General features: G+C 49.2%; 21 protein-coding genes. 18 read left to right on the top strand and 3 right to left on the bottom strand.

The features are described 5' to 3' along the window. Positions 1-2: 2 nt before the first annotated feature. The 15 genes from B5F29_RS15945 to B5F29_RS15875 all read left to right on the top strand — a co-directional run bounded on the left by B5F29_RS15945 (position 3) and on the right by B5F29_RS15875 (position 16,054). On the top strand, positions 3-1,424 hold the full coding sequence (locus B5F29_RS15945) for an aminotransferase class I/II-fold pyridoxal phosphate-dependent enzyme (protein ID WP_087155588.1): 1,422 nt from the start codon (positions 3-5) through the stop codon (positions 1,422-1,424). Further along, complete coding sequence (locus tag B5F29_RS15940; protein ID WP_087155587.1) at positions 1,417-2,010, top strand: guanylate kinase; 594 nt, start codon at positions 1,417-1,419, stop codon at positions 2,008-2,010. Before B5F29_RS15945 ends, B5F29_RS15940 begins: the two co-directional genes overlap by 8 nt. A gap of 342 nt (positions 2,011-2,352) precedes the next feature. Further along, entirely contained in the window at positions 2,353-3,342 is a 990-nt protein-coding gene (locus tag B5F29_RS15935) for a DNA polymerase III subunit (protein ID WP_087155586.1), read from the top strand. Between the two features lies 1 nt (position 3,343). Next, positions 3,344-4,297: a PSP1 domain-containing protein gene (locus B5F29_RS15930; RefSeq protein ID WP_087155585.1), complete on the top strand. Its 954-nt coding sequence runs from the start codon at positions 3,344-3,346 to the stop codon at positions 4,295-4,297. Next, complete coding sequence (rsmI, locus tag B5F29_RS15925) at positions 4,287-5,153, top strand: 16S rRNA (cytidine(1402)-2'-O)-methyltransferase (RefSeq protein WP_087155584.1); 867 nt, start codon at positions 4,287-4,289, stop codon at positions 5,151-5,153. The genes B5F29_RS15930 and rsmI overlap by 11 nt, the downstream gene beginning before the upstream one ends. Beyond that, positions 5,150-6,952, top strand: a complete 1,803-nt coding sequence (locus B5F29_RS15920) for an adenylate/guanylate cyclase domain-containing protein (protein ID WP_087155583.1) — start codon at positions 5,150-5,152, stop codon at positions 6,950-6,952. The genes rsmI and B5F29_RS15920 overlap by 4 nt, the downstream gene beginning before the upstream one ends. Further along, the gene (locus B5F29_RS15915) at positions 6,949-8,280 is read left to right on the top strand and encodes a hypothetical protein (protein WP_087155582.1); all 1,332 of its coding nucleotides are present in this window, start codon (positions 6,949-6,951) and stop codon (positions 8,278-8,280) included. The genes B5F29_RS15920 and B5F29_RS15915 overlap by 4 nt, the downstream gene beginning before the upstream one ends. 119 nt (positions 8,281-8,399) lie before the next feature. Then, the gene (locus B5F29_RS15910; RefSeq protein ID WP_162608458.1) at positions 8,400-9,461 is read left to right on the top strand and encodes an InlB B-repeat-containing protein; all 1,062 of its coding nucleotides are present in this window, start codon (positions 8,400-8,402) and stop codon (positions 9,459-9,461) included. Between the two features lie 12 nt (positions 9,462-9,473). Beyond that, a complete protein-coding gene (locus B5F29_RS15905) occupies positions 9,474-10,658 on the top strand; it encodes a FecR family protein (RefSeq protein ID WP_087155580.1) in 1,185 nt (394 codons plus the stop codon). 6 nt (positions 10,659-10,664) lie between these two features. Beyond that, positions 10,665-11,840: a TrkA-related ion transporter gene (locus tag B5F29_RS15900; RefSeq protein ID WP_087155579.1), complete on the top strand. Its 1,176-nt coding sequence runs from the start codon at positions 10,665-10,667 to the stop codon at positions 11,838-11,840. A gap of 19 nt (positions 11,841-11,859) precedes the next feature. Beyond that, a complete protein-coding gene (locus B5F29_RS15895) occupies positions 11,860-12,336 on the top strand; it encodes a cyclic nucleotide-binding domain-containing protein (RefSeq protein WP_143449178.1) in 477 nt (158 codons plus the stop codon). Positions 12,337-12,354: 18 nt separating this feature from the next. Beyond that, positions 12,355-13,143, top strand: coding sequence for a sugar phosphate isomerase/epimerase family protein (locus B5F29_RS15890; protein WP_087155577.1), 789 nt, complete (start codon positions 12,355-12,357; stop codon positions 13,141-13,143). Between the two features lie 7 nt (positions 13,144-13,150). Continuing rightward, positions 13,151-13,888 (top strand): tRNA1(Val) (adenine(37)-N6)-methyltransferase, encoded by a 738-nt coding sequence (locus B5F29_RS15885; protein ID WP_087155576.1) that lies wholly within the window; start codon positions 13,151-13,153, stop codon positions 13,886-13,888. Positions 13,889-13,912: 24 nt separating this feature from the next. Continuing rightward, positions 13,913-15,274 carry an MATE family efflux transporter gene (locus B5F29_RS15880; protein WP_087155575.1) on the top strand — a complete coding sequence of 454 codons (1,362 nt, stop codon included), beginning with the start codon at positions 13,913-13,915 and terminating at the stop codon, positions 15,272-15,274. Positions 15,275-15,439: 165 nt separating this feature from the next. Continuing rightward, a complete protein-coding gene (locus B5F29_RS15875) occupies positions 15,440-16,054 on the top strand; it encodes a nucleoside recognition domain-containing protein (RefSeq protein ID WP_087155574.1) in 615 nt (204 codons plus the stop codon). 14 nt (positions 16,055-16,068) lie between these two features. Here B5F29_RS15875 and B5F29_RS15870 read toward each other — a convergent pair whose 3' ends face one another. Together B5F29_RS15870 and B5F29_RS15865 are read right to left on the bottom strand one after the other, a co-directional pair. Next, a complete protein-coding gene (locus tag B5F29_RS15870; protein ID WP_087155573.1) occupies positions 16,069-16,938 on the bottom strand; it encodes a metallophosphoesterase in 870 nt (289 codons plus the stop codon). After that, entirely contained in the window at positions 16,935-17,846 is a 912-nt protein-coding gene (locus B5F29_RS15865; protein ID WP_087155572.1) for a DUF4474 domain-containing protein, read from the bottom strand. The genes B5F29_RS15870 and B5F29_RS15865 overlap by 4 nt, the downstream gene beginning before the upstream one ends. 164 nt (positions 17,847-18,010) lie before the next feature. On the opposite strand from B5F29_RS15865, the gene B5F29_RS15860 reads away from it, so the two are divergent. The 3 genes from B5F29_RS15860 to B5F29_RS15850 are packed head-to-tail and all read left to right on the top strand — an operon-like array spanning position 18,011 to position 19,482. Then, positions 18,011-19,000 (top strand): hypothetical protein, encoded by a 990-nt coding sequence (locus B5F29_RS15860; RefSeq protein WP_087155571.1) that lies wholly within the window; start codon positions 18,011-18,013, stop codon positions 18,998-19,000. A 10-nt stretch (positions 19,001-19,010) separates the two neighbouring features. Next, positions 19,011-19,310 (top strand): hypothetical protein, encoded by a 300-nt coding sequence (locus B5F29_RS15855; protein ID WP_087155570.1) that lies wholly within the window; start codon positions 19,011-19,013, stop codon positions 19,308-19,310. Further along, positions 19,285-19,482: a hypothetical protein gene (locus B5F29_RS15850; protein WP_087155569.1), complete on the top strand. Its 198-nt coding sequence runs from the start codon at positions 19,285-19,287 to the stop codon at positions 19,480-19,482. Before B5F29_RS15855 ends, B5F29_RS15850 begins: the two co-directional genes overlap by 26 nt. 32 nt (positions 19,483-19,514) lie before the next feature. Here the strand turns inward: B5F29_RS15850 and B5F29_RS15845 are convergent, their stop codons facing one another. Then, a complete protein-coding gene (locus B5F29_RS15845) occupies positions 19,515-20,894 on the bottom strand; it encodes an IS4 family transposase (RefSeq protein WP_087155568.1) in 1,380 nt (459 codons plus the stop codon). Positions 20,895-20,978 lie beyond the last annotated feature (84 nt).

The raw sequence follows: 20,978 nt of genomic DNA, 5'->3' as shown, positions 1-20,978 counted from the left end.
CCATGAGTGAATTGTTTAAAAAATTAAAGGATTATGCGGATTCTGATTATCTTCCCATGCATATGCCGGGACACAAGCGCAGGCTGGGGAGTATCGGAAATCCGTTTTTTATTGATATTACGGAGATCGAAGGCTTCGATAATCTGCATCATGCGGAAGGTATTCTTCTGGAGGAACAAAAGAAGGCTGCTGTTCTTTACGGGGCGGAGGAGACTCATTTTCTGGTAAATGGGAGTACCGGAGGTATCCTGGCTGCCGTCTCGGGCTGTACGTCCTTCGGGGGAAAGATCCTGATGGCAAGGAACAGCCACAAGTCTGCCTATCATGCCGCCATGTTGAGGGGGCTTCAGACAGTGTATATTTACCCGTCCGATCCGCCGGGATATCCACATTTTTCCGCAGAATGGGGGATAAACGGACAGATTCTGCCGGCGTCTGTGGAAAAAGCGCTGGAGGAGGAGAAAGGAATCCAGGCAGTATTTATTACTTCTCCTACTTATGACGGGGTAGTATCCGATGTAAGGTCCATAGCGCGGATTGTGCATGCCCGTGGGATCCCGCTGATCGTGGATGAGGCGCACGGCGCGCATTTTCCTTTTTCGGATTATTTTCCGGAGGATTCTGTATCCTGCGGGGCCGATGTGGTGATTCACAGTGTACACAAGACACTTCCGGCACTGACACAGAGCGCGCTGATCCATATCAATGGATCTGTGGCAGACAGGGAGCGTATACGGCATTACCTGACTGTATATCAGAGCAGCAGCCCTTCTTATGTGCTTATGGCAGGAATTTCCCAATGTATGGAGTGGATCGGTTCCCACAGGCAGGAGTTTGACCGTTATGCGGGGAGACTTCAGACATGCAGAGAGCACCTTGAACAGATGAAGACTCTGCGTCTGGTTCAGTGTCCCGGTATGGACAGATCTAAAATTCTGATTTCTGTGAGGGATACGGAAATCAGCGGAAAGGAACTTCAGGATATCCTGCTTGAAAAATATCATGTGGAACTGGAGATGGCATGCAGTTCTTATGTGTGCGCATTATCTTCCGTGGCGGACAGAGAAGAAGATCTGCGAAGATTGACCCATGCGCTTCTGGATCTGGACGGCATCCTGAAGAGAATCTGCGGCCGACAGAAGAAAGTATACGCAAAAGATACCGTGATCCCGGCCATACAGAGGTGTACGCTGCTGCAGGCAGACGGCCATACGAGGGAATATTGTAAACTGGAAAAAGCAGCAGGCAGAATCAGCGGGGACTTTGTCACTCTGTATCCGCCGGGAATACCGATTCTTGCGCCGGGAGAGCTGGCGGAAGAGCAGATACTGGAAAGAATAAACAGATATGTCCGGGAAGGTCTGGAAGTAGACGGAGTCCGGAACGGCCGGATTCTGGTATGGAAGGAGAGAAAAGATGGGTAAGATTTTCTGCCTTATGGGAAAGAGCGCTACCGGGAAAGATACGATATATAAAAAACTGACAGAAGATCAGGAACTTTTGCTCCGCCGTCTGGTTCCCTACACCACGCGTCCTATCCGGGACGGCGAATCGGAAGGCAGAGAATACCATTTTGTAGATGAAGAAACGCTGGAGCGTCTGCAAAAAGCCGGAAAAGTGGTAGAACTGCGAGTATATGACACTGTCCAGGGACTCTGGAAATATTTTACGGTCTGTGATGACAATATGGATCTGGAACACCACTCCTACGCAGTAATCGGAACCCTGGAATCCTGGAACGCCATGCGGAACTATTTTGGACAGGACATCATGGTTCCAATCTACATAGAAGTAGAAGACGGCCTGAGACTCTCCCGTGCCCTGGAACGGGAACGGCAGCAGGAAGAACCGCATTACGCGGAACTGTGCAGAAGATTTCTGGCAGATCAGGAAGATTTTTCCGAAGAAAATCTGAAAAATGCCCATATCACACACCGTTTTCAAAACACCGATCTGCACACCTGCCTGGATGAAATAAAACTTTTCATACAAAACCAACCCATAGTATGATATAATGTCCAGGTAAGCAATGAGCAGTGCAGAAGACGGTAAAAACAGATTTTTCATGCTTGCATGAAAGAATCTGTTTTTGGCGGATTCTATAGGGCGAAGCCCGTGAGCGAGATGGAGCGAAGCGGAATCGAGCGGCACTGCGGGGTAGAACCGCAGAAGACGAAAAGCAGACGCGTCATGCTTGCATGAGAGCGGCTGTTTTTGGCGGATTCTATAGGGCGAAGCCCGTGAGCGAGATGAAGCGAAGCGGAATCGAGCGCGCACTGCGGGGTAGAACCGCAGAAGACGAAAAGCAGACGCGTTATGCTTGCATGAAAGCGGTGCAGGGAGGTGAAGGAAATGCCAGGATTTTCGGATGTTCTGGGACATGAACAGACGATACAGCATATGAAAAATGCGATCCGGATGAACAAAGTATCGCATGCCTACATGATCAATGGAGAAAAGGGATCCGGGAAGAAGCTCCTGGCAGGTCTTTTCGCTCAGACCCTGCAATGTGAGGCGGGAGGAACAGAGCCGTGTATGCAGTGCCGTTCCTGTAAGCAGGCAGAGAGCCTGAATCAGCCGGATATTATAAGAATAACTCATGAGAAACCTAATACTATCAGTGTGGAGGATATCCGGGAGCAGCTGAACGGAGATATACAGATCAGGCCGTACAGCAGCCCGTATAAAGTTTATATAATAGATGAAGCTGATAAATTGTCAGTACAGGCACAGAACGCTCTTCTGAAAACCATAGAGGAACCGCCGTCTTACGCGGTGATTTTTTTACTTACTGAGAATGCGGGCACATTGCTGCCCACGATCCGTTCCAGATGTGTGCTGCTGGATTTGAAGCCGGTATCTTCTCAGATAATCAAGCGCTATCTGATGGAAGATCTGGAGATACCGGAATACCGGGCGGATATCTGTACAGCCTTTGCCCAGGGAAATGTGGGAAAGGCAAAAAGACTGGCTTTATCGGATAATTTTGGAGAGATGCTGGATCATGTCCTGCATGTGGTAAAATACATATCCGAGATGGAGGTCGGCGATCTGATCGAAGATTTGAAAAAAATCAGCGAATATAAGATGGAAATCAACGATTATCTGGATCTTCTGACCATATGGTACCGGGATGTACTTTTATTTAAGGCGACCAGGGATGCGGACAGCATGATATTCTCGGATGAACTGATAAGCATTCGAAAGAAAGCCAGCGAAAGTTCCTATGAGGGACTGGGACAGATTATAGAAGCATTGGAGAAGGCAAAGCAGCGTCTGAAGGCGAATGTGAATTTTGACCTGACCATGGAATTGCTGCTTCTGACCATGAAGGAGAATTAGAATGACAAAAGTGATCGGTGTACGTTTTCGTACGGCGGGAAAGATTTATTATTTTTCACCGGGCAGACTGAAAGTCCGTTCGGGAGATCATGTGATCGTAGAGACTGCAAGAGGGATCGAATACGGATATGTGGTCATGGGTGTAAAAGAGGTAGAAGATGAGAAAGTCGTTCAGCCCCTGAAACCGGTGATCCGGTTGGCTACGCCCCAGGATGACCAGCAGTCAGAGACCAACAGGGAGAAAGAAAAAGAAGCATTTCGCATTTGTCTGGAAAAGATCCGCAAGCACGGGCTGGAAATGAAACTGATTGACGCGGAGTATACTTTTGATAACAATAAGGTTCTGTTTTATTTTACAGCGGATGGAAGGATCGATTTCCGGGAACTGGTAAAAGATCTGGCTTCCGTATTTAAGACCAGGATTGAACTGCGTCAGATCGGCGTGCGGGATGAGACGAAGATTCTGGGAGGTATCGGTATCTGCGGACGGGAGCTCTGCTGTCATACGCATCAATCGGAATTTCTTCCGGTATCCATCAAGATGGCGAAAGAACAGAATCTGTCTTTGAATCCGGCTAAGATTTCAGGGGTGTGCGGAAGGCTTATGTGCTGTCTGAAGCATGAACAGGAGACTTATGAAGAACTGAACAGCCGCCTGCCAGGAATCGGAGATATAGTGACCGCACGTGACGGCGTCAAAGGAGAAGTTAACTCGGTAAACGTACTGCGTCAGACTGTCAAAGTAATTGTTACACTGGAAAACGAAGAAAAAGAGATTCAGGAATATAAGGTGGACGAACTTCGTTTTAAACCGAGACGGAAGAAAGAAAAAAATAATAAAAATAAACATGGAAATCAGAATATCCAGCCAAATACGCAGGCGGAAGAAAAAGAACTGAAAGAACTGGAAGCTCTGGAACGTAAGGAAGGAAAGTCTAAGCTAAATGATAAATAACAGCGGAACTCTGTATCTGTGCGCGACACCCATCGGGAATCTGGAAGATATGACTTTTCGGGCGGTGAGGGTGCTGAAGGAAGCGGATCTGATCGCAGCGGAGGATACCAGAAACAGTATCCGTCTGCTGAACCATTTCGATATCCATACGCCGATGACCAGTTATCATGAATATAATCGAATTGAGAAGGGACATCATCTGGTGTCCCTTCTTTTGGAAGGGAAAAATATCGCTTTGATTACCGACGCAGGTACACCCGGGATCTCCGATCCTGGAGAAGACCTTGTAAGAATGTGCCGGGATGCCGGCATACCGGTTACTTCTGTGCCCGGGGCGTGTGCCTGCGTGAACGCTCTGATTATTTCAGGCCGGCCTACAAGGAGATTCTGCTTTGAGGCTTTTCTGCCTGCGGATAAAAAGGACAGGCGCAGGGTGCTTCAGGAGATTCAGGAAGAGACCCGTACGACGGTTATCTATGAAGCGCCTCACCGTCTGAGAAAGACACTGAAGGAACTTCTGGAAGTCCTGGGAGATCGAAGGCTCAGTATCTGCAGAGAACTGACCAAAAAATTTGAGACCGTTATGGAAACAACGTTGGAAGATGCGGTGCGTTTTTACGGGGAGCAGGAGCCGAGAGGGGAATATGTGCTGGTGCTGGAAGGACGGAGTCATGCCAGCATTGATGAAGAAGAACGCAGCCGCTTTGAGAATATGTCGGTTCAGGAACATGTAGAGATGTATGAGGAGCAAGGTCTGAATCGAAAAGATGCCATGAAACAGGCGGCGAAGGACAGAGGTGTATCAAAGAGAGATATCTACCGTTCCTTGCTGGAAGAAGATGGGGGAATGAAATGAAAAGGAATCTGTCTGTCTGGCTGACTGCTCTGACAGTGGCTGTTGTCACATTTTTGCTTTGTTTTTTCCAGCCTTTGTATACGGTTGACAAGATGCTGGCGGATACGCTGTACCAGAGGCCGTCGGGCGCCAGTTCCAATATCCGGATTATCGCCATCGATGAGAAGACACTGGATGCTCTGGGGCCTTTTAATACCTGGAACAGGGATATTTCTGCCAGGCTGGTGGAAGCGCTGAGCGAAGATCCGGATGCCATGCCGGCAGTGATCGCGCTGGATATCCTCTATATCAGCGATATGGATCCGGAGAGCGACGCGCGTTTCGCGGAGGCGTGCCGGAAGGCGGGAAATGTGATCACCGCCGCCAATCTGGTCTACGAGGAAGCGGTCCTGGACGACGGCCGGGGAGGACTCTATGTGGATCAGTCCCATATTGGCATGGTGGAAAAACCGTACGAGGCCCTGGAAGAAGTGTCGAAATATGGTTTTGCCAATACGGTGCAGGATCAGGACGGCTATATCCGCCAGGCCATGGCATACGCGGATACGGAGGAAGGGACGGTTTACAGCCTGGCATGGCAGATCTACGCGGATTATATGGAATATCTGGGAGAAGAACCGCATATGCCGGAGCTTTACAGCGGCAGCCGGTTTGATTTTCTCTATTCAGGGAAAAGCGGAGCCTATGAGACGGTATCGCTGATTGATGTGCTGGAAGGACGGGTAGACGTCCGGACGTTTAAAGACTGTATCGTCATGGTCGGCGCTTACGCGCCGGGGATGCAGGACGCATACAATGTGGCGGTACAGAGAGGCGAGCAGATGTACGGGGTGGAGATTCACGCCAATATCGTGGATGCCCTGCTGCAGGGCAAGACCGCGCAGCCCGCGCCGGAGCTGCTTTCCTCCCTTGTAATGGCGGCAGCGGCAGCCGGATTTTTCCTGTTGATCCGGCGTATGAAAGTTCCGGCGGCTGCGGCGCTGCTGGCAGTGCTGATTGCCGCAGAGCTGCTGCTGGGAACCTGGCTTTTTTCCCGGGGATGGATTCTCCATCTGATCAGCCTTCCGCTGGTGCTGATCGTGGTCTATGCGGTACATATCATCTGGAACTACCTGCAGGAACGGAAACGGAGACAGGAAGTCGTCAATGCTTTCAAAAAATATGTGGCGCCCCAGGTAGTAGATAAAGTGTCAAAAGACGGGGAATTCCGTCTGGTACTGGGCGGAGAGAGCCGGCATATCGCCGTGCTGTTCGTGGATATCCGGGGATTTACATCCATGTCTGAAAGTATCCGGCCGGAAGAGGTTGTGGAGATCCTGAATGAGTATCTGGCGCTGACCACCCATTCTATCCTGAAAAACGGAGGTACGCTGGATAAATTTATCGGCGACGCGACGATGGCGGTTTTCAATGCTCCTTTTGATCTGGATGATTACATATACCGGGCGGTCTGTACGGCAAAGGATATCGCGGACGGGTCGGATGAACTGGAGCGGAAGCTGATGGAGCGTTTCGGCAGGAAGATCAGTTTTGGCATCGGCGTGAACTGCGGTCCGGCGGTCGTGGGCAATATCGGATGTGATTTCCGTATGGATTACACAGCCATCGGAGATACGGTAAATACCGCGTCCCGCCTGGAAGGGGCGGCAAAGAGCGGCCAGATCCTGATCAGCGAAGAGGTCTATGAGGCGGTCAAAGACCGTGTGGAAGCGGAGAAGATCGGAGTCATACCGCTGAAAGGCAAAAGTAATGGAATCCTGGTATACAGTCTGAATAAGATAACGGGGCGGGAAGCATGAAAGACAAGAATCTGAAAATCGGGAAAAAAAGCGTGCAGGCAGGGCTGGTCTTTGCCTGCACGCTGTGCGTTCTTTGCGTTCTGTTTCTGATCAGCGCCCTGATTCCCAGAGAAACGGTCAGAGAGAATATACTGACGTCCGCTTACCGGATGGAAGAGCAGGGAGAGCGTTATCTGCTGGAAGAGGGAAAGGAATGGACCCGTATGGACAATTACGCGGACGCGGAGTGGCTGAATATTCTCTACTCTCTGGATCCGGACCGCTCCTGGCAGACCATGTTTGAGTCTCCGATCTATGTGGATTTCGGAGGAGAGGAAGATTCACTGGTTCATGCATTGATCCTGCGGGTGGAACAGGAATTGGACGCCAATACGGTTTATGACCGCTACTGGCACGGCACGGTCATGCTGCTGCGGCCTCTTCTGGTATTTATGACGATGAAGCAGATCTACTGGTTCATGGCGATCGTCTTTGTCGTATTGTTTGTAATATTATGCGCTTTGCTGCTGAAGAGAGGATTTACGTGGCTGACCGTGATACTGGCCGTGCTGGTAATCCCCTGCGGACTGGAATATATACCGTTCTGCGCAGAGTACTGGTCCCCATGGCTGATATCTCTGATGCTGATGATTTATATCCTGGCGCGCAGGCCCGGCTGGTGGGAAGGAAGTCTTCTGATGCTGGTGTCTGGGACGGCGGTGGCTTATATGGATTTCCTGACCACGGAGACGGTCGCTTTCGGGCTGCCGTTTCTGCTGCTGCTTCTTTTGTGGCAGCAGAGAGAACCCGGGAGGAAGGCAGGAGAATACTTTGCCTGTTTCGTCCGCTCCGGGCTTCTGTGGGCGGCAGGATACGGAGGCGCCCTGCTGGTGAAATGGGTCGGTTCTTCGATGCTGCTGGGAGACGACCGGATAGATTTTGCGCTGAACAGAGCTGCTTACTGGGATAGCGGATATGGAGAGGCAGATATTACCGGCACGGGTGGAATCCTGGATAATGTACGGATGCTGTTTCCATTCCGGGGTATATCTGACGATATGAATCTGCTGCTTCTCCTGATCGTCATACTGGGAGCGCTTTTCTGCTTTGTGTTTTTATTTCGGAAAAAACAGATCCCGTCGGTGTGTCCGGCGGTCTTCCTGATCGCGCTGGTACCGGTCCTGCGTTTTCTGACGCTTTCTTTTCACGTGAGTTATCACGCTTTTTTCACCTACCGTGCGCTGTATCTTACACTGGCGGCCCTGGCTGTGTGCGTGGGAAAAATGACGGACTGGGAGATGGTCCGCAAATATCTGGGGAAAGCAGTTCCGTTTTTGAAAAAAAGATAAAATACAGGATGGAGATTCCGGGGAGGACTGCCCGTTCGGGTAGTGCCTCCCCGGATTTTTTGTGGGAAAATGTATTTTGAAGCAGTGTATCTTTTTTCATGCAAATGGAGTGTAAAATAATGAGAAGAAGAATCAGAGAATTAGTCGCGCTGATGCTGGCGGTCTGTATGATCTGCGGGGGAATCTGGATAGGAAAGAGCGCGGCGTATGCGGCGGAAGTGGGAACGGTATATACATTAATGTGGATGGACAGAAATCTTCCTTATAGTGATTATACGGAAAATTATGAGGTTAAAACTTATGATGAATATACGATTCAAATTAGTGAAGGGGGGGAATTTTCCATTCCAGAGAATCCAACAAAGCCGGGATATGCATTTATTGGATGGAATGGATATGATGGAGGACTTAATCATCCCATGGAAGAAAAATATAAACATGATTACGGAAGTCTGATATTAGATGTGATTGATAATTATACTCCGCAAAATAATACGCTGACGATGTATGCTTCATGGCAGGTCTTCAATTATATGATTTCATATGATGGAAATGGAGCCGAAGCAGGAGTTCCGACAGAAATACATGGAGAAACCGACTCAATTTATTATCTGGACGAAGTACTTTTGTCGGAAACAATCCCATCCCGTTCAGGATATACCTTCAATGGCTGGGAATATGACGGAACCGTCTATCCGGCAGGAGAAACATTTATTGTGCCGGATGCTCCATATCAGACAGTGGAAGGAGATTATGAGATCTATATGGCATATATTACGCTCACTGCCTCCTGGACTCCCAATCAGCACACCATAACATACGACGGAAACGGTGCCACATCCGGTGTACCGGCCGCGCAGCAGGCGGGGTATGAGACGACTGTGACGGCGGCGGCAGCGCCGGTTCGGGAGGGATATACCTTTACCGGATGGCTGTCGTCTACAGGAGAGACCTATCCGGCGGGAGGGACGTTTACCATGCCGGATAGTGACGTGACGCTGACAGCCCAATGGGAGGTGGCGAATACCGGCGGCATAAGCAGCGCGGGAAGCTACTATCTGCTGAGAGGACAACCCTACAGCCTGAACGGAGTGACGAAGACAGAAAGGGATGAAGGGGTGTACGCAGGAGGGATCACTTTCTATGTACCGTCCGACGGGTATTATACTTTTACGGAATAACGGGAGAATTTGATGATGAGAAAATGGATGAAAAAATCTCTTCTGGCAGGTTTTCTGGGAGCATGTATCTGCGGGATAGCCGGCTGCGGCGGAAATAAAGAGGAATCTTACCGGGTGATCGAGATCATGCAGCTTGAGGGAACGGCGGTAGTGACCCGGGAAGAAGTCGGAGAACTGGAAGCCTATGAAAATATGAGGCTGGAGTCCGGAGACCAGATGCGGGTGGAAGAAGAAAGTTCGGTAGTCCTGAGTCTGGATGACGACAAATATGTACTTGTGGAGCCGGGTACACAGATGAGTCTGACGGCGGAAGGCAGCAGCGCGGACAGCCGTACGGTGATTCATCTGGAGGAAGGGGCTGTGGTCAGCCAGCTGACGCAGAAACTTTCGGATGAATCCAGCTATGAAGTAACCACGCCCAACTCTACCATGGCTGTCCGCGGAACGGTATTCCGTGTGGAAGTGACCTATGACGAGAACGGCGAGAGCCGTACCTGCGTGACAGTGCTGGAAGGCGTCGTGGGATCCCGGCTGATCTATCCGGATGGAAGCGAGGATTCTCTGGAGGAAGAGAGGCAGATTCCTATGGGTTCGCAGGTCAACATACGCAGCGATGAGGAGATCTCCGAATATTATCCGTATGACATGACGGAGATTGATTTTGAACGGTACAGCGTGGAAGCCATGGATTTTCTGAATCTGTGCCTGGAACGCGACGCGGAGCTGTGCATTACGGCAGAGGAAATTGATGAATGGATCCAGGTGATTTCCGGCGAATCGGAACCGGAGGAGGAAGAAGTGACGGAAGAGCCTGAGCAGATCACGGAAGAAGAAGAGGATACAGAAACAGAACCGGTGAATACTCCTGCGCAGACACAGCCTGTGACGGAGCCGGCCGCAGAAGAGACGGCTGTGCAGCCGGAGACACCGCCTGCTGCAGAAGAGAGTACCGGCGGAAGCAGTTCGGGTGGGAGCAGTTCAGACAGCAGTAATCCATCGGAAGAGGATACCCCCGGTACGACAGAGACTTTTACGGTTACGTTTACTTATCAGGGCAATACCTTCTATACATTGACGGTGGAGGAAGGCTCCACCGCAGCCGCGCCGATTCTGCAGCCGACGGCGAACGGTCACTGGGATTATGATTCCGGGGCCGCTGTCACAGGAAATATGACGGTAGTATGGGTGGAGGAATAATCATCTATGAAGAAAGAGGAAGACAAGAACTGGGGCAGGATATGGAAGGATCTGCGCCAGCTCTGGCACAGAGGGCATCTTGCCGTGATCGTGGGCATCATTACCTTTTACATACTGTGCTGCCTTCTCTACTGGTATGTGGAATTTGACCGGACACGGGGAACCGGATTCCTGGATGTTCTTCTGTGGAATACGGCCACCCTGTTCGGACAGGATTTTGCGGACCATTATCCTGTGAGTATACCCGGAAGAGTGCTGGGGCTGGTGATCCTGCTTATCAGCATGTTCGGCGTGTCGGCCATCACAGGTTATATCTCTTCGGCGCTGATTGAACAGAATCTGAATTCCAGGAAGGGACTGAGAAAATTGCAGAGCTTGAAAAACCATGTGATCATATGCGGATGGAAAGATGACCTGAAGGCGCTGATCCAGGATATTGTCCGGAAAAACGGATCGATCCGCTACCAGGATATTGTGCTTGTCAACCAGGTGGATGAGACAAAGATGCAGCTTCTCCTGGATGATGAGGAGCTGAAAGGTCTTCAATATGTCAGGGGAGACTATTCTGAAGAAGCTGTGCTCCAGAGGGCAAACGCGAAAACAGTGTCCAAAGCGCTGGTTATGGGGGAAAATCAGGAGAGTCTGGAGTCGGAGCTGGTGGATTCCCGTGTGTTTGCGGCAGTGCTTATGATCCGGGGCATGAATCCGAGAGCCCATATCTGCGCGGAAGTAAAAACGAAAAAATATAAAAATTATCTGGAAGCGCAGAAATGTGACGAAGTAATCTATTCCGAAGAGTATACCCGCTATATTCTTTCCACGGCTACCAGTTATAATGGTATGGCGAAGGTCCTCTCGTCTCTGTTTGATAATGGAGACGGAGTGAGCGTACAGATCTTTGAACTGGAAGAAGAGTGGCAGGGCAGGACCTTCGGGGAACTTTTCCAGTATTACCGGAACCGGAAGCAGATGGCGATCGGGGTACTGGAAAATATGGGCGCCGAGCGGACGCTGAAACATTCTCTGCTGGCGGAAGCCCAGAAATCCACGAATTACGGGGAAATCGTGGCAAAGATGAAAGAAGTGAGAAAACTGGAGAGAAACGCGCCGGTCTTGAATCCTCCGGACGATTATGTGGTGGGTAAAAATACCGGGGTGATTGTACTGGCGGAAGAAGTGTAGGAGGGAGGACGTAAATTTGGTGAAAGATTTGAGAACATTTCCGATGCTGGCGGAGCTGAAAGACGGAGAGTTGGAGAAACTCTCCGTCCTGATGCGGGAGGAGATATTCCCCGCGGGGAGCCGGATCATAGAGGAGGGGGACGTGGGCGACACCATGTATTTCCTTCTGGAAGGAACCGTAGAGATTCTGAAGACGACTCTTTATGGGGAGGAATATGTCTGCGCCACGCTTATAGATGAATATTCCTGTGTCTTCGGGGAAATCGCTCTGATCGACCATGACCGCCGTTCTGCCACCGTCAGGGCAAAAACGGACTGCAGGACATTTTCCATATCGGCGGAAGATTTTCGGGAATACTGTATGGAAAATCCTTCGGCAGGGTGCAGGCTTCTGATGTTTATTGCCGGGAACCTGTGCAGAAATCTGCGGCAGGAAAATGAAAATCTGATGAAAGTTTACCAGGCGCTCATTGACGAGATCGAAAATATGGATTAAGATACAGAAGGATCAGAGATGAAAGACAGAATTCTGGAGATAATTCCTGACAGGAACGACATAGAAAGAACACTGAAGCTCGCGGAGGAATACGGGGCGGTTTTCGAATATAATGATTTCATGGTGCCCCCGCAGACAGAGGATGCGGATAAGCGAAGAGAGACAGTGGCATTTTACCGCAGCCTTGGGAGAGATCTTTCACAGGATACCTTGCATGGAGCGTTTCTCGATATCACGGTGCACAGCCAGGATCCATGGATACGCCGGGTTTCCAGAAAGAGGATCTATCAGTCTATGGAGACGGCGGAGGAGCTGGGCGTGAGAGGAGTCGTCTTCCACACCGGGCTTTTGCGGGATTACCGTGAGAAATCCTATCTGGAAAACTGGCTGGAAACGAACGCCGCCTTCTGGGAAAAGGTTCTGGAAGATTTCCCCGGACGGGAAATCTATCTGGAAAATATGTTTGAGGCGGACGGGGAATGTCTGGCGAGACTGGGCCGGAGGATGGCGTCTTTTGGGCGTTTCGGGATCTGTCTGGATTACGCGCATGCGGCCGCTTTCGGGAACGCGGAAGAACTGGCCGGATGGGTGGAGCAGACGGCTCCGTATATCAGGCACATGCATATCAATGACAACAATCTGAAGGATGACCTGCATCTGCCGGTGGGGCGGGGACGGATCGACTGGCAGCAGTTCAGGAATCTGGTGGAAAAGTATCAGGTGAACGCTTCCGTACTGCTGGAAGTCAAAGGTTTTGAAGCGCAGAAAGAATCTCTGGAATATATCCGGAAAAATCATATATTGTGAGGCTTTTATGAATGTGGAACTAAAGCCCGGAGAGCGTGTGGACGAGCTGCAGAGAAACGGATACCGGATCATTCAGGATCCGGGGCGTTTCTGTTTCGGCATGGACGCTGTGCTGCTCTCCGGATTTGCAAGGGTGAAGCCTGGAGAACGGGCGCTGGATCTGGGAACAGGCACAGGGATCATACCGATTCTTCTGGAAGCCAGGACCCAGGGGGAATCTTTTACGGGCCTGGAGATCCAGGAGGAGAGCGCGGACATGGCGCGCCGCAGCGTGAGCATGAACGGCCTGGAGGACAGAATCCATATTGTGACAGGGGATATCAAAGAAGCAGCTCAGATCTTCGGGGCTGCTTCTTATCATGTGGTGACCTGCAATCCGCCTTATATGACGGCAAATCATGGTCTGCGGAATCCGAAGGAACATCTGGCGATCGCGCGGCATGAAGTGCTGTGCACACTGGAGGATGTGATCAGCCAGACTGCCAGGATACTGATGCCGGGGGGCCGTTTTTACATGGTGCACCGGCCGTTCCGGCTGGCGGAGATCATGACGGGGCTCTGCGCTCATGGTCTGGAACCCAAGAGGATGCGCCTGGTCTATCCTTTTGCGGACCGGGAGCCCAATATGGTATTATTGGAAGCGATGAAAGGCGGAAAACCCCGGATCACCGTGGAGAAACCGCTGATCATCTTTAAAGAGCCCGGAAAATACACGGACGAGATCCGCGATACTTACGGGTATTGACAAGATAAGGACGGGGATGAGGACATGGAAGGACAGAAAAATGACTTCGGGCAGGGGAGCGTAGCGGGCAATATCATGGCCATGGCGGTCCCCATGACGGTGGCGCAGATTCTGAATGTGCTGTACAACATCGTAGACCGGATGTATATCGGCCATATCCCGGGAGAGTCTTCCCTGGCGCTTACCGGAGTGGGACTGACCTTTCCGATCATCAGCATGGTGACGGCATTTTCCAATCTGTATGGAATGGGCGGATCGCCGCTCTGCTCGATCGCCAGAGGGGAAGGAAAGCTGGACCGTGCGGAAGAGATCATGGAAAATTCTTTCTGGATGCTGGTGGGGACGGGAGTCATCCTGACGGTGTTCTTTCTGGCGGTACAGAAACCGCTTCTGTACGCGTTCGGAGCCAGCGACGATACGATCTCATATGCGGTCTCATATCTGACGATCTATCTTCTGGGAAATCTGTTTGTGATGGTAGGACTGGGCATGAATCCTTTCATCAATGCCCAGGGATTTGGAAAAGTCGGTATGATCACAGTGGGACTGGGGGCGGTGATCAACCTGATCCTGGATCCGGTATTCATCTTCGTACTGAAGATGGGAGTGAGGGGAGCCGCCCTGGCGACGATCTTTTCCCAGTTTTGTTCTGCCGTGTGGGTGCTTCGTTTCCTGACCGGGAAAAAGGCGATCCTTCGCCTGCATCTGAGAAGACCCAGGATGAACCGGGCTTTATGCCGGCAGATCGTGTCGCTGGGTACCTCCAGTTTTGTGATGAATTTTACCAACAGCGTAGTGCAGATCGCCTGCAACCGCCAGCTTCAGATTTATGGCGGCGATCTGTACGTAGGCGTCATGACGATTCTGAATTCCATCCGGGAAGTGCTGGTCATGCCGGCGAACGGACTTACCAACGGCGCTCAGCCGGTGCTCAGTTTCAATTATGGAGCCCGTAAAAACGGACGGGTAAAACAGGGAATCCGGTTTACTACCATGATCTGCGTCCTGTATACCTGTATGGCCTGGGCGCTGACGCTCTTGTTCCCCAGGTTTTTTATACAGATTTTTAACGATGAACCGGGACTCCTTCAGGCGGGAGTCGGAGCCATGCACATCTATTTCTTCGGATTCTGCTTTATGGCGCTGCAGTTCTCGGGACAGGCGGTATTCGTGGGACTGGGGCAGGCGAAATATGCGGTTACTTTCTCATTGCTGAGAAAAGTGGTTATCGTGGTGCCGCTGACTTTTCTGCTGCCGCTGATCCCCGGCGTGGGGCTTTACGGCGTATTTCTGGCGGAACCGATCTCCAATGTATTGGGCGGATGCGCCTGCTTTTTCACCATGCTGGCAGTGATCTGGAACCGGAAGCTGAGGGACGATATTTAAGGCAGCCGCGCGGGATATGCGGTTCCGATACGCCGGAACTCTTTGAAAATTTGTATCTGTTCAGGACGGCATCTTCTTGTCCGGCCTGAACTGTTACGAAAATTCAGAATGGAAAGAGATAATCTCCCGTATACTGTAGTGATACAGAGAAACGGGAGATTTTTTATGAATTACCTGTGGGCAGCCATGATGCTGCTGGCAGTGGTCTACGGAGCGCTGCGCGGAACCGTGCCGGCGGTGACTCAGGCGGCGCTGGACTCGGCCAGGGAAGCGATCACTCTGTGCCTTACCATGCTGGGCATGCTGTCCTTCTGGATGGGCATGATGCAGATCGGCAGAGCTTCCGGCCTGATACGCCGGATGACCCGGGGGATCCGGCCGGTGCTGCGCAAACTATTTCCGCGTATTCCCGAGGACCATCCGGCACTGGAACAGATCGCGGTAAACTGTATCGCCAATATGCTGGGACTGGGATGGGCGGCGACGCCGGCAGGATTAAAAGCCATGGAAGAATTAAAATCCCTGGAAGAAGACCGGAGAAAAGGCCGGTATTCCGGAAGGGCTTCCCCTCCGGGGACGGCCAGCGATGAGATGTGTACGTTTCTGGTGGTAAATATCTCCTCGCTGCAGCTGATCCCGGTGAATATCATCGCCTACCGGAGCCAGTACGGAAGCGTGGACCCTACGGCGATCGTGGGTCCGGCGATCGCAGCCACCTGCGTCAGCACGGCTGTGGGGATCCTTTTCTGTAAGATCATGTGCAAAAAGCGGGGGACATGAAAATCCTCCGCTTTTCATGGAAGCCGCACCGGTTCTCCCAATATTTCCCGCCGGGCATACAGCGACAGGTCCTGCCGGGCGGCGACGCTCCACTTGACCAGAGTAAGACACCGGTTCCGGATCTCGATACCGGTAATCCCCGAGGGGTGGACGCAGCTTCCGGTATTGAGATAGCCGGAGTCTGTGATCATGGGATGATGGGTATGTCCGGTGATCAGGATATGTCCGTGTCTGTCCGCCCAGCCGGACAGCTTTTTTTCGGACTCCTTTTTTCGGGTGTTGTTTTTTGCGGCGCTGGTGGGATCCGGGATTCCCAGAGATTCCAGGGGACGCCAGATGTATCTTACCAGAAATCGCGAGACCCGCCAGAAGGTACTGTTTAAAAGATCCGCCTGGTGTCCGTGGGTCAGATAGACATCCTGTTTCTTTTCCTGGTCCTTCAAAATGATTCCGGAGTAAAACCGGACGCCGGGGCACAAAGGACGTTCACAGAGCTCCTGGTCGCAGAAATAAGTCCGGAAATATTTGTCTCTGTATTTCGGATTCTTCTTAACCATATCATGATTCCCATATATCAGATATAAACGTCCCGCTTCATAAAACCGGGCCAGCATCTCGAAACTTTCCCGGTGCGCTTCTTTAATCCGTTCGATCGAACGGTTTTCCCACAGTTCGTCCCCATCGCCCAGTTCCAGGCAGATAAAATTTTCCCGAAAGTAATAGTCCAGAGCCGCCAGGTACAAAAATTCATTTTTTTGAAAGTTGTCGTTGGCATTGCCGGTTCCCCGATGACAGTCGCTGAGAAGGATATATCTGGTGCGGCAGTTTAAAGGGAGCCTAAGCGCGTTTTGAAAGGCACGATCCATCCTGCCGGAAAAACTCATTTGTTTTTTCTTCTCTTTCTGCGTAATCTCTGCTTTCCGTTTCTTCGCATAGTAAACATATGGCGAAATGCATACGGGAGAAAATAATACAGGTACAGCACCCGGTCGGAAGTACAGATGAACGGACGGGTAATCCATCGGTAAAGGGCGCAGAACATGCGGTTTTTCCACTGGGAGAACCATTGGCTGAGACGGCAGTCAAGACGCGGCTGCCGGGTACGGGGCGAGGCGAATGTAAAAGATACCGTCAGGCCGCAGACGCACAAGTCACAGCTCCGGTATCCTGTCTGCATGAGGCCGTCGGTAAAGCTTCTGAGCATAGTCTGGTTCGGAAATGTAACCGAAATATTCAGAACCAGATCTTCCGGATGTACCCAGACACCAGGTCGGAAACCGGTCAGCCACCAGTGGCAGCGGCGGATGGTAAATAAGCTGCTTCCTTTAAAAAACAGTTCCATAGACATGGGAAACAGATCCTCATCCGATACGCTCTGAAACAGAGCATGCTCATATTGCTCAGGCGCGAGGATGCCTTCGGTCCGGTAGACGCCGATCTCCGCGCCTGCGGTGATGCCATACTGCCCTTTCCAGAATTCGATCATCCAGGTCCTTCCGTCGTGACAGAAATAGATGGGCTCGCAGTCGAAAACCATCTGAAAATGGACCGCGCTTTTATCGAAGAGTGAACAATATCCAAATTCCCTCTGCCAGGCGTCCACACGGGAAGTTACGGCGTCCTGATCAACCAGATAGCAGAATCCGAAGGGTTCCAGGATCTCGTCTAACAAGCACGCTTTTTCGCAGGAATCCATGGCGCAGATTTTGCAGATGATGCGCCGGCGTTTCCAGAAATTCAGCAGCAAAAATAGAATGCAGAGCAGAAGGAAAAGTCCAAATAGAAGATACATAGTTCCAAGCCTTTCCAGGGGTTTGGTTTATATTATGTAGAAAAGTGGAGAATGCGCATGGGGAGAGGAGGGGAAATATATTGTTTAGATTCTGCTTGCGAAGTGTCGGAGGGGAGTATATGCTGAGAAGTGTAAGCGGGAGATGGATTTAAGGGGATAAATTTATGAGAGTAAAAATTTTTATTTTTATAGAGATGATTTTGTTACTCTTGACGGGATGCAGAGATAATAGAGAAAATTTGAATAATTTATCAGTGGGAGCAAGGGTCGCAGATGCGAAGCTTTCTGATCTGTATGAAATAAAATTGACAAATTTCAAAGGGGAATGTTGGGGGCATAATAGTATATTAGATTCTGATTGTGAATATGCATCTGAGCTTTTTCTAGGATATCTTTGTGTAAAGGATGATGTTATTTACGAAATGAGTACAAATGAGAAAGGGAAAGAAGTTTTGATGGAGATAGACCATTTCCCGCTCACATACGAAGAAAGAGAAGCTTTTAATGAGGATATAGCTTTTTTAAATTGGCGGAGAGTCTGCGCGGAAGAGGGATTTAGTGACACTTATGGAGTTTCGGGAGATGAAAAAGGAATTATTTTTTACAATAACTATTCTGATAATCATAAGTTGCAGGAATGCTTCTGGCAGGCATCTTACAAAGACACTTTTTTCCAGTCAAAATATCTTGTTGAGGAAGGCTCGCATTATAAACTATATTTTAATGAAGATACAAAAGATTATGCATTTCAGATTATTTCAGACAGTGGTAAAACCAGGCAGTTATGCTGGCTGCCAGATCCTATAGAGATAGAGGAGCGTACGGATGGCTTAGTTCGGGTTAAAAGTTTTGGCGGGAACGGAGTCATAGGAGAAAGCGAGTGGTTTTATGACGTAAAAGATGGGACAAGGTCAAATGTTTTTACTGATATTGTAGCAGTATGTGAAAGTAAAGCTGCTGAACTCAGTTGCTATACAGTATATGTCCGCAACTTGTTTGGCCCTGCGGATTTACAATTTGTTACAGGTGAATATTCTGAAGCATTGGAAAATGGAGGAGAACTTGTTTCAGTAGAGTTTTTAGATGATGATATATTAAAAATTCAATATACAGACAAAGACAGGGAATTAAAGGCAGAGGTAATTGAGCTATAGGAGATGTTTGATGAAAAAGTGGATGACCATTATAATTTGCATGGTGCTCTCTGGATGTTGCGGCATGGATGATACTATGGGTACAGTAGGAAAAATAACAGAAAGTGAGAAATTAGACGGTGAAGAAGAAAGATCTATACATTTAGATAAAGCGACTGTTCCGATAAAAAAGGGTGAGGTAGAAGGAACAGCAGAAGGTATCAGTCAAGATCATATTGAAATCACAGAAAATCCCATTACAAAAGACTCTCTTAGCTATTGCGTTTATGAAAAAAAATATAGGGATGATAGAAACGCTGGATGGTATTGAATGGCAATGGAAAAACGAAGACGATATAGAGGAAGCAAATGTTGAGAATATTTTTTATAATGAATCTGTATTTGAGGTTCCTCAAATATGCGGTATGAAAGATACAGATAAACAAGATAGATTAAATAAATTACTAAGACTTCCCATACTTAAAATGGGCTTTGCACCTTGAAAATTCAATATTTCAGCTAACAAAATAGTGATTTATGCTCCTATAGACTCTGGATGGAGTGCGTTACGCAGATATTTTGGTAGTCTTGCTTCAAAATCAGCAGTAAAAGCTGTCAATTGCTCATCGCTGAGCTTTAAGATTTCCTGAAGACTTGCCATTAAGGCATCCATCAGGATGCCTAGTGATCTGCTAAAAGTAATGTCTGCCATTTCATCAACAAGGAAAAAGAACAATTCCCCAAGCGTTCTCTGATCTACATTTTGGCGCTGTTCCATTGCAAGTAACATATATCTGGTAAACACGATAGCCACGTGAGCTGTCAGTGCATCATAGGATAAGCTACGGCATTCTCCAATCAGGTTCAGCATAGATTTGCAGGTCTTGAAGAAAACCTCAATCTGCCAGCGCTTTCCATAAATACGGATAATCTCTTCTTCGGAAAGGGTCGTATCTGTACAGATAAAAGCAAGCCAGTCCTTGCGATTTGCTTTATTCCTTACGCAAACGATTTTCGCCGGAATAGGATTCTCTTTTCCTACCATGACGTCAACAGAAAGCAGATACTTTGATCGGCCACGGCGTTTTTTGTTCCTGGAATAGACCTCTTTGATGTTCAACTGTTCACCACAGTACGAATACTTGATGCGGCTGCTTTTCTTAATCATAGCGATCACATCCATATCTTTTGAATGGATGGCTGTGATCTGTGCCGGGTTGGAAAACCAGGAATCAAAAAGGACATAATCAGCCTTTAGTCCTGCACTGAGGGCAGTATCCAACAAAGTCATCATTGCTTCTGGTGCTTTTGTCTGAGCAAGCTTACGCCTTTTTCCTGCAATAGTCCTATTATCAAAGTTCTTTACCGGACCGATAATATTTGTTTCTTTTGCAGATGCTAAGAGGCAGCTGTTTACCGGAATCAATGTGTTTCCATCACTCCAGCTTAAAGTAAGCATCCGAAACCCTTTTTTGAAATGCATATCGGTGTGGTCAAATACTTTTGATCCCAGTTCTGTTTTCTTACAACTGGTTCGACTAAAAAGGCTATCATCAATGATGAACACATTTTTCCTGTTATCATCGGTTAGATCTTTGAGATCATTATTAACGATATCCGCAGCAAGAAGAGAAGTAAAACGGAGCCAGTTTGTTTTTACCGAATTAAGGAACCGGTAAAAAGTGTTCTTTGAAAAACCTTCCTTAAAGGAACCGGTCCGCTGCTGCATATACATACTTCTTCCGACAAAAACGTTGCTGAGTTTGTAACGAAGGAGAGAAACAGGTGAAACGCCTTTTTCTTTCATCCCATTACATCTGGCAAGAAGCTTGCTGACATGATGCCTGGAAAAAAATCTTTGAACGCAATCAATTAACTCGTTCTCATCGCAATGGTTTTGTGGTATACTGGACATGGCATAAATCTCCTTTGTAAAAATGGTTTCTAGTCAATTCCATTATACCAAACGGAACAGGTTTATGCCTTTTTTATTGGCTGA

The organism is Lachnoclostridium sp. An196 (assembly GCF_002160135.1).
GTDB classification, from domain to species: Bacteria; Bacillota; Clostridia; order Lachnospirales; family Lachnospiraceae; genus Hominiventricola; species Hominiventricola avistercoris.
Note: the sequence above shows the minus strand (reverse complement) of the source record. Positions and strands in the feature narration are given on the sequence as shown.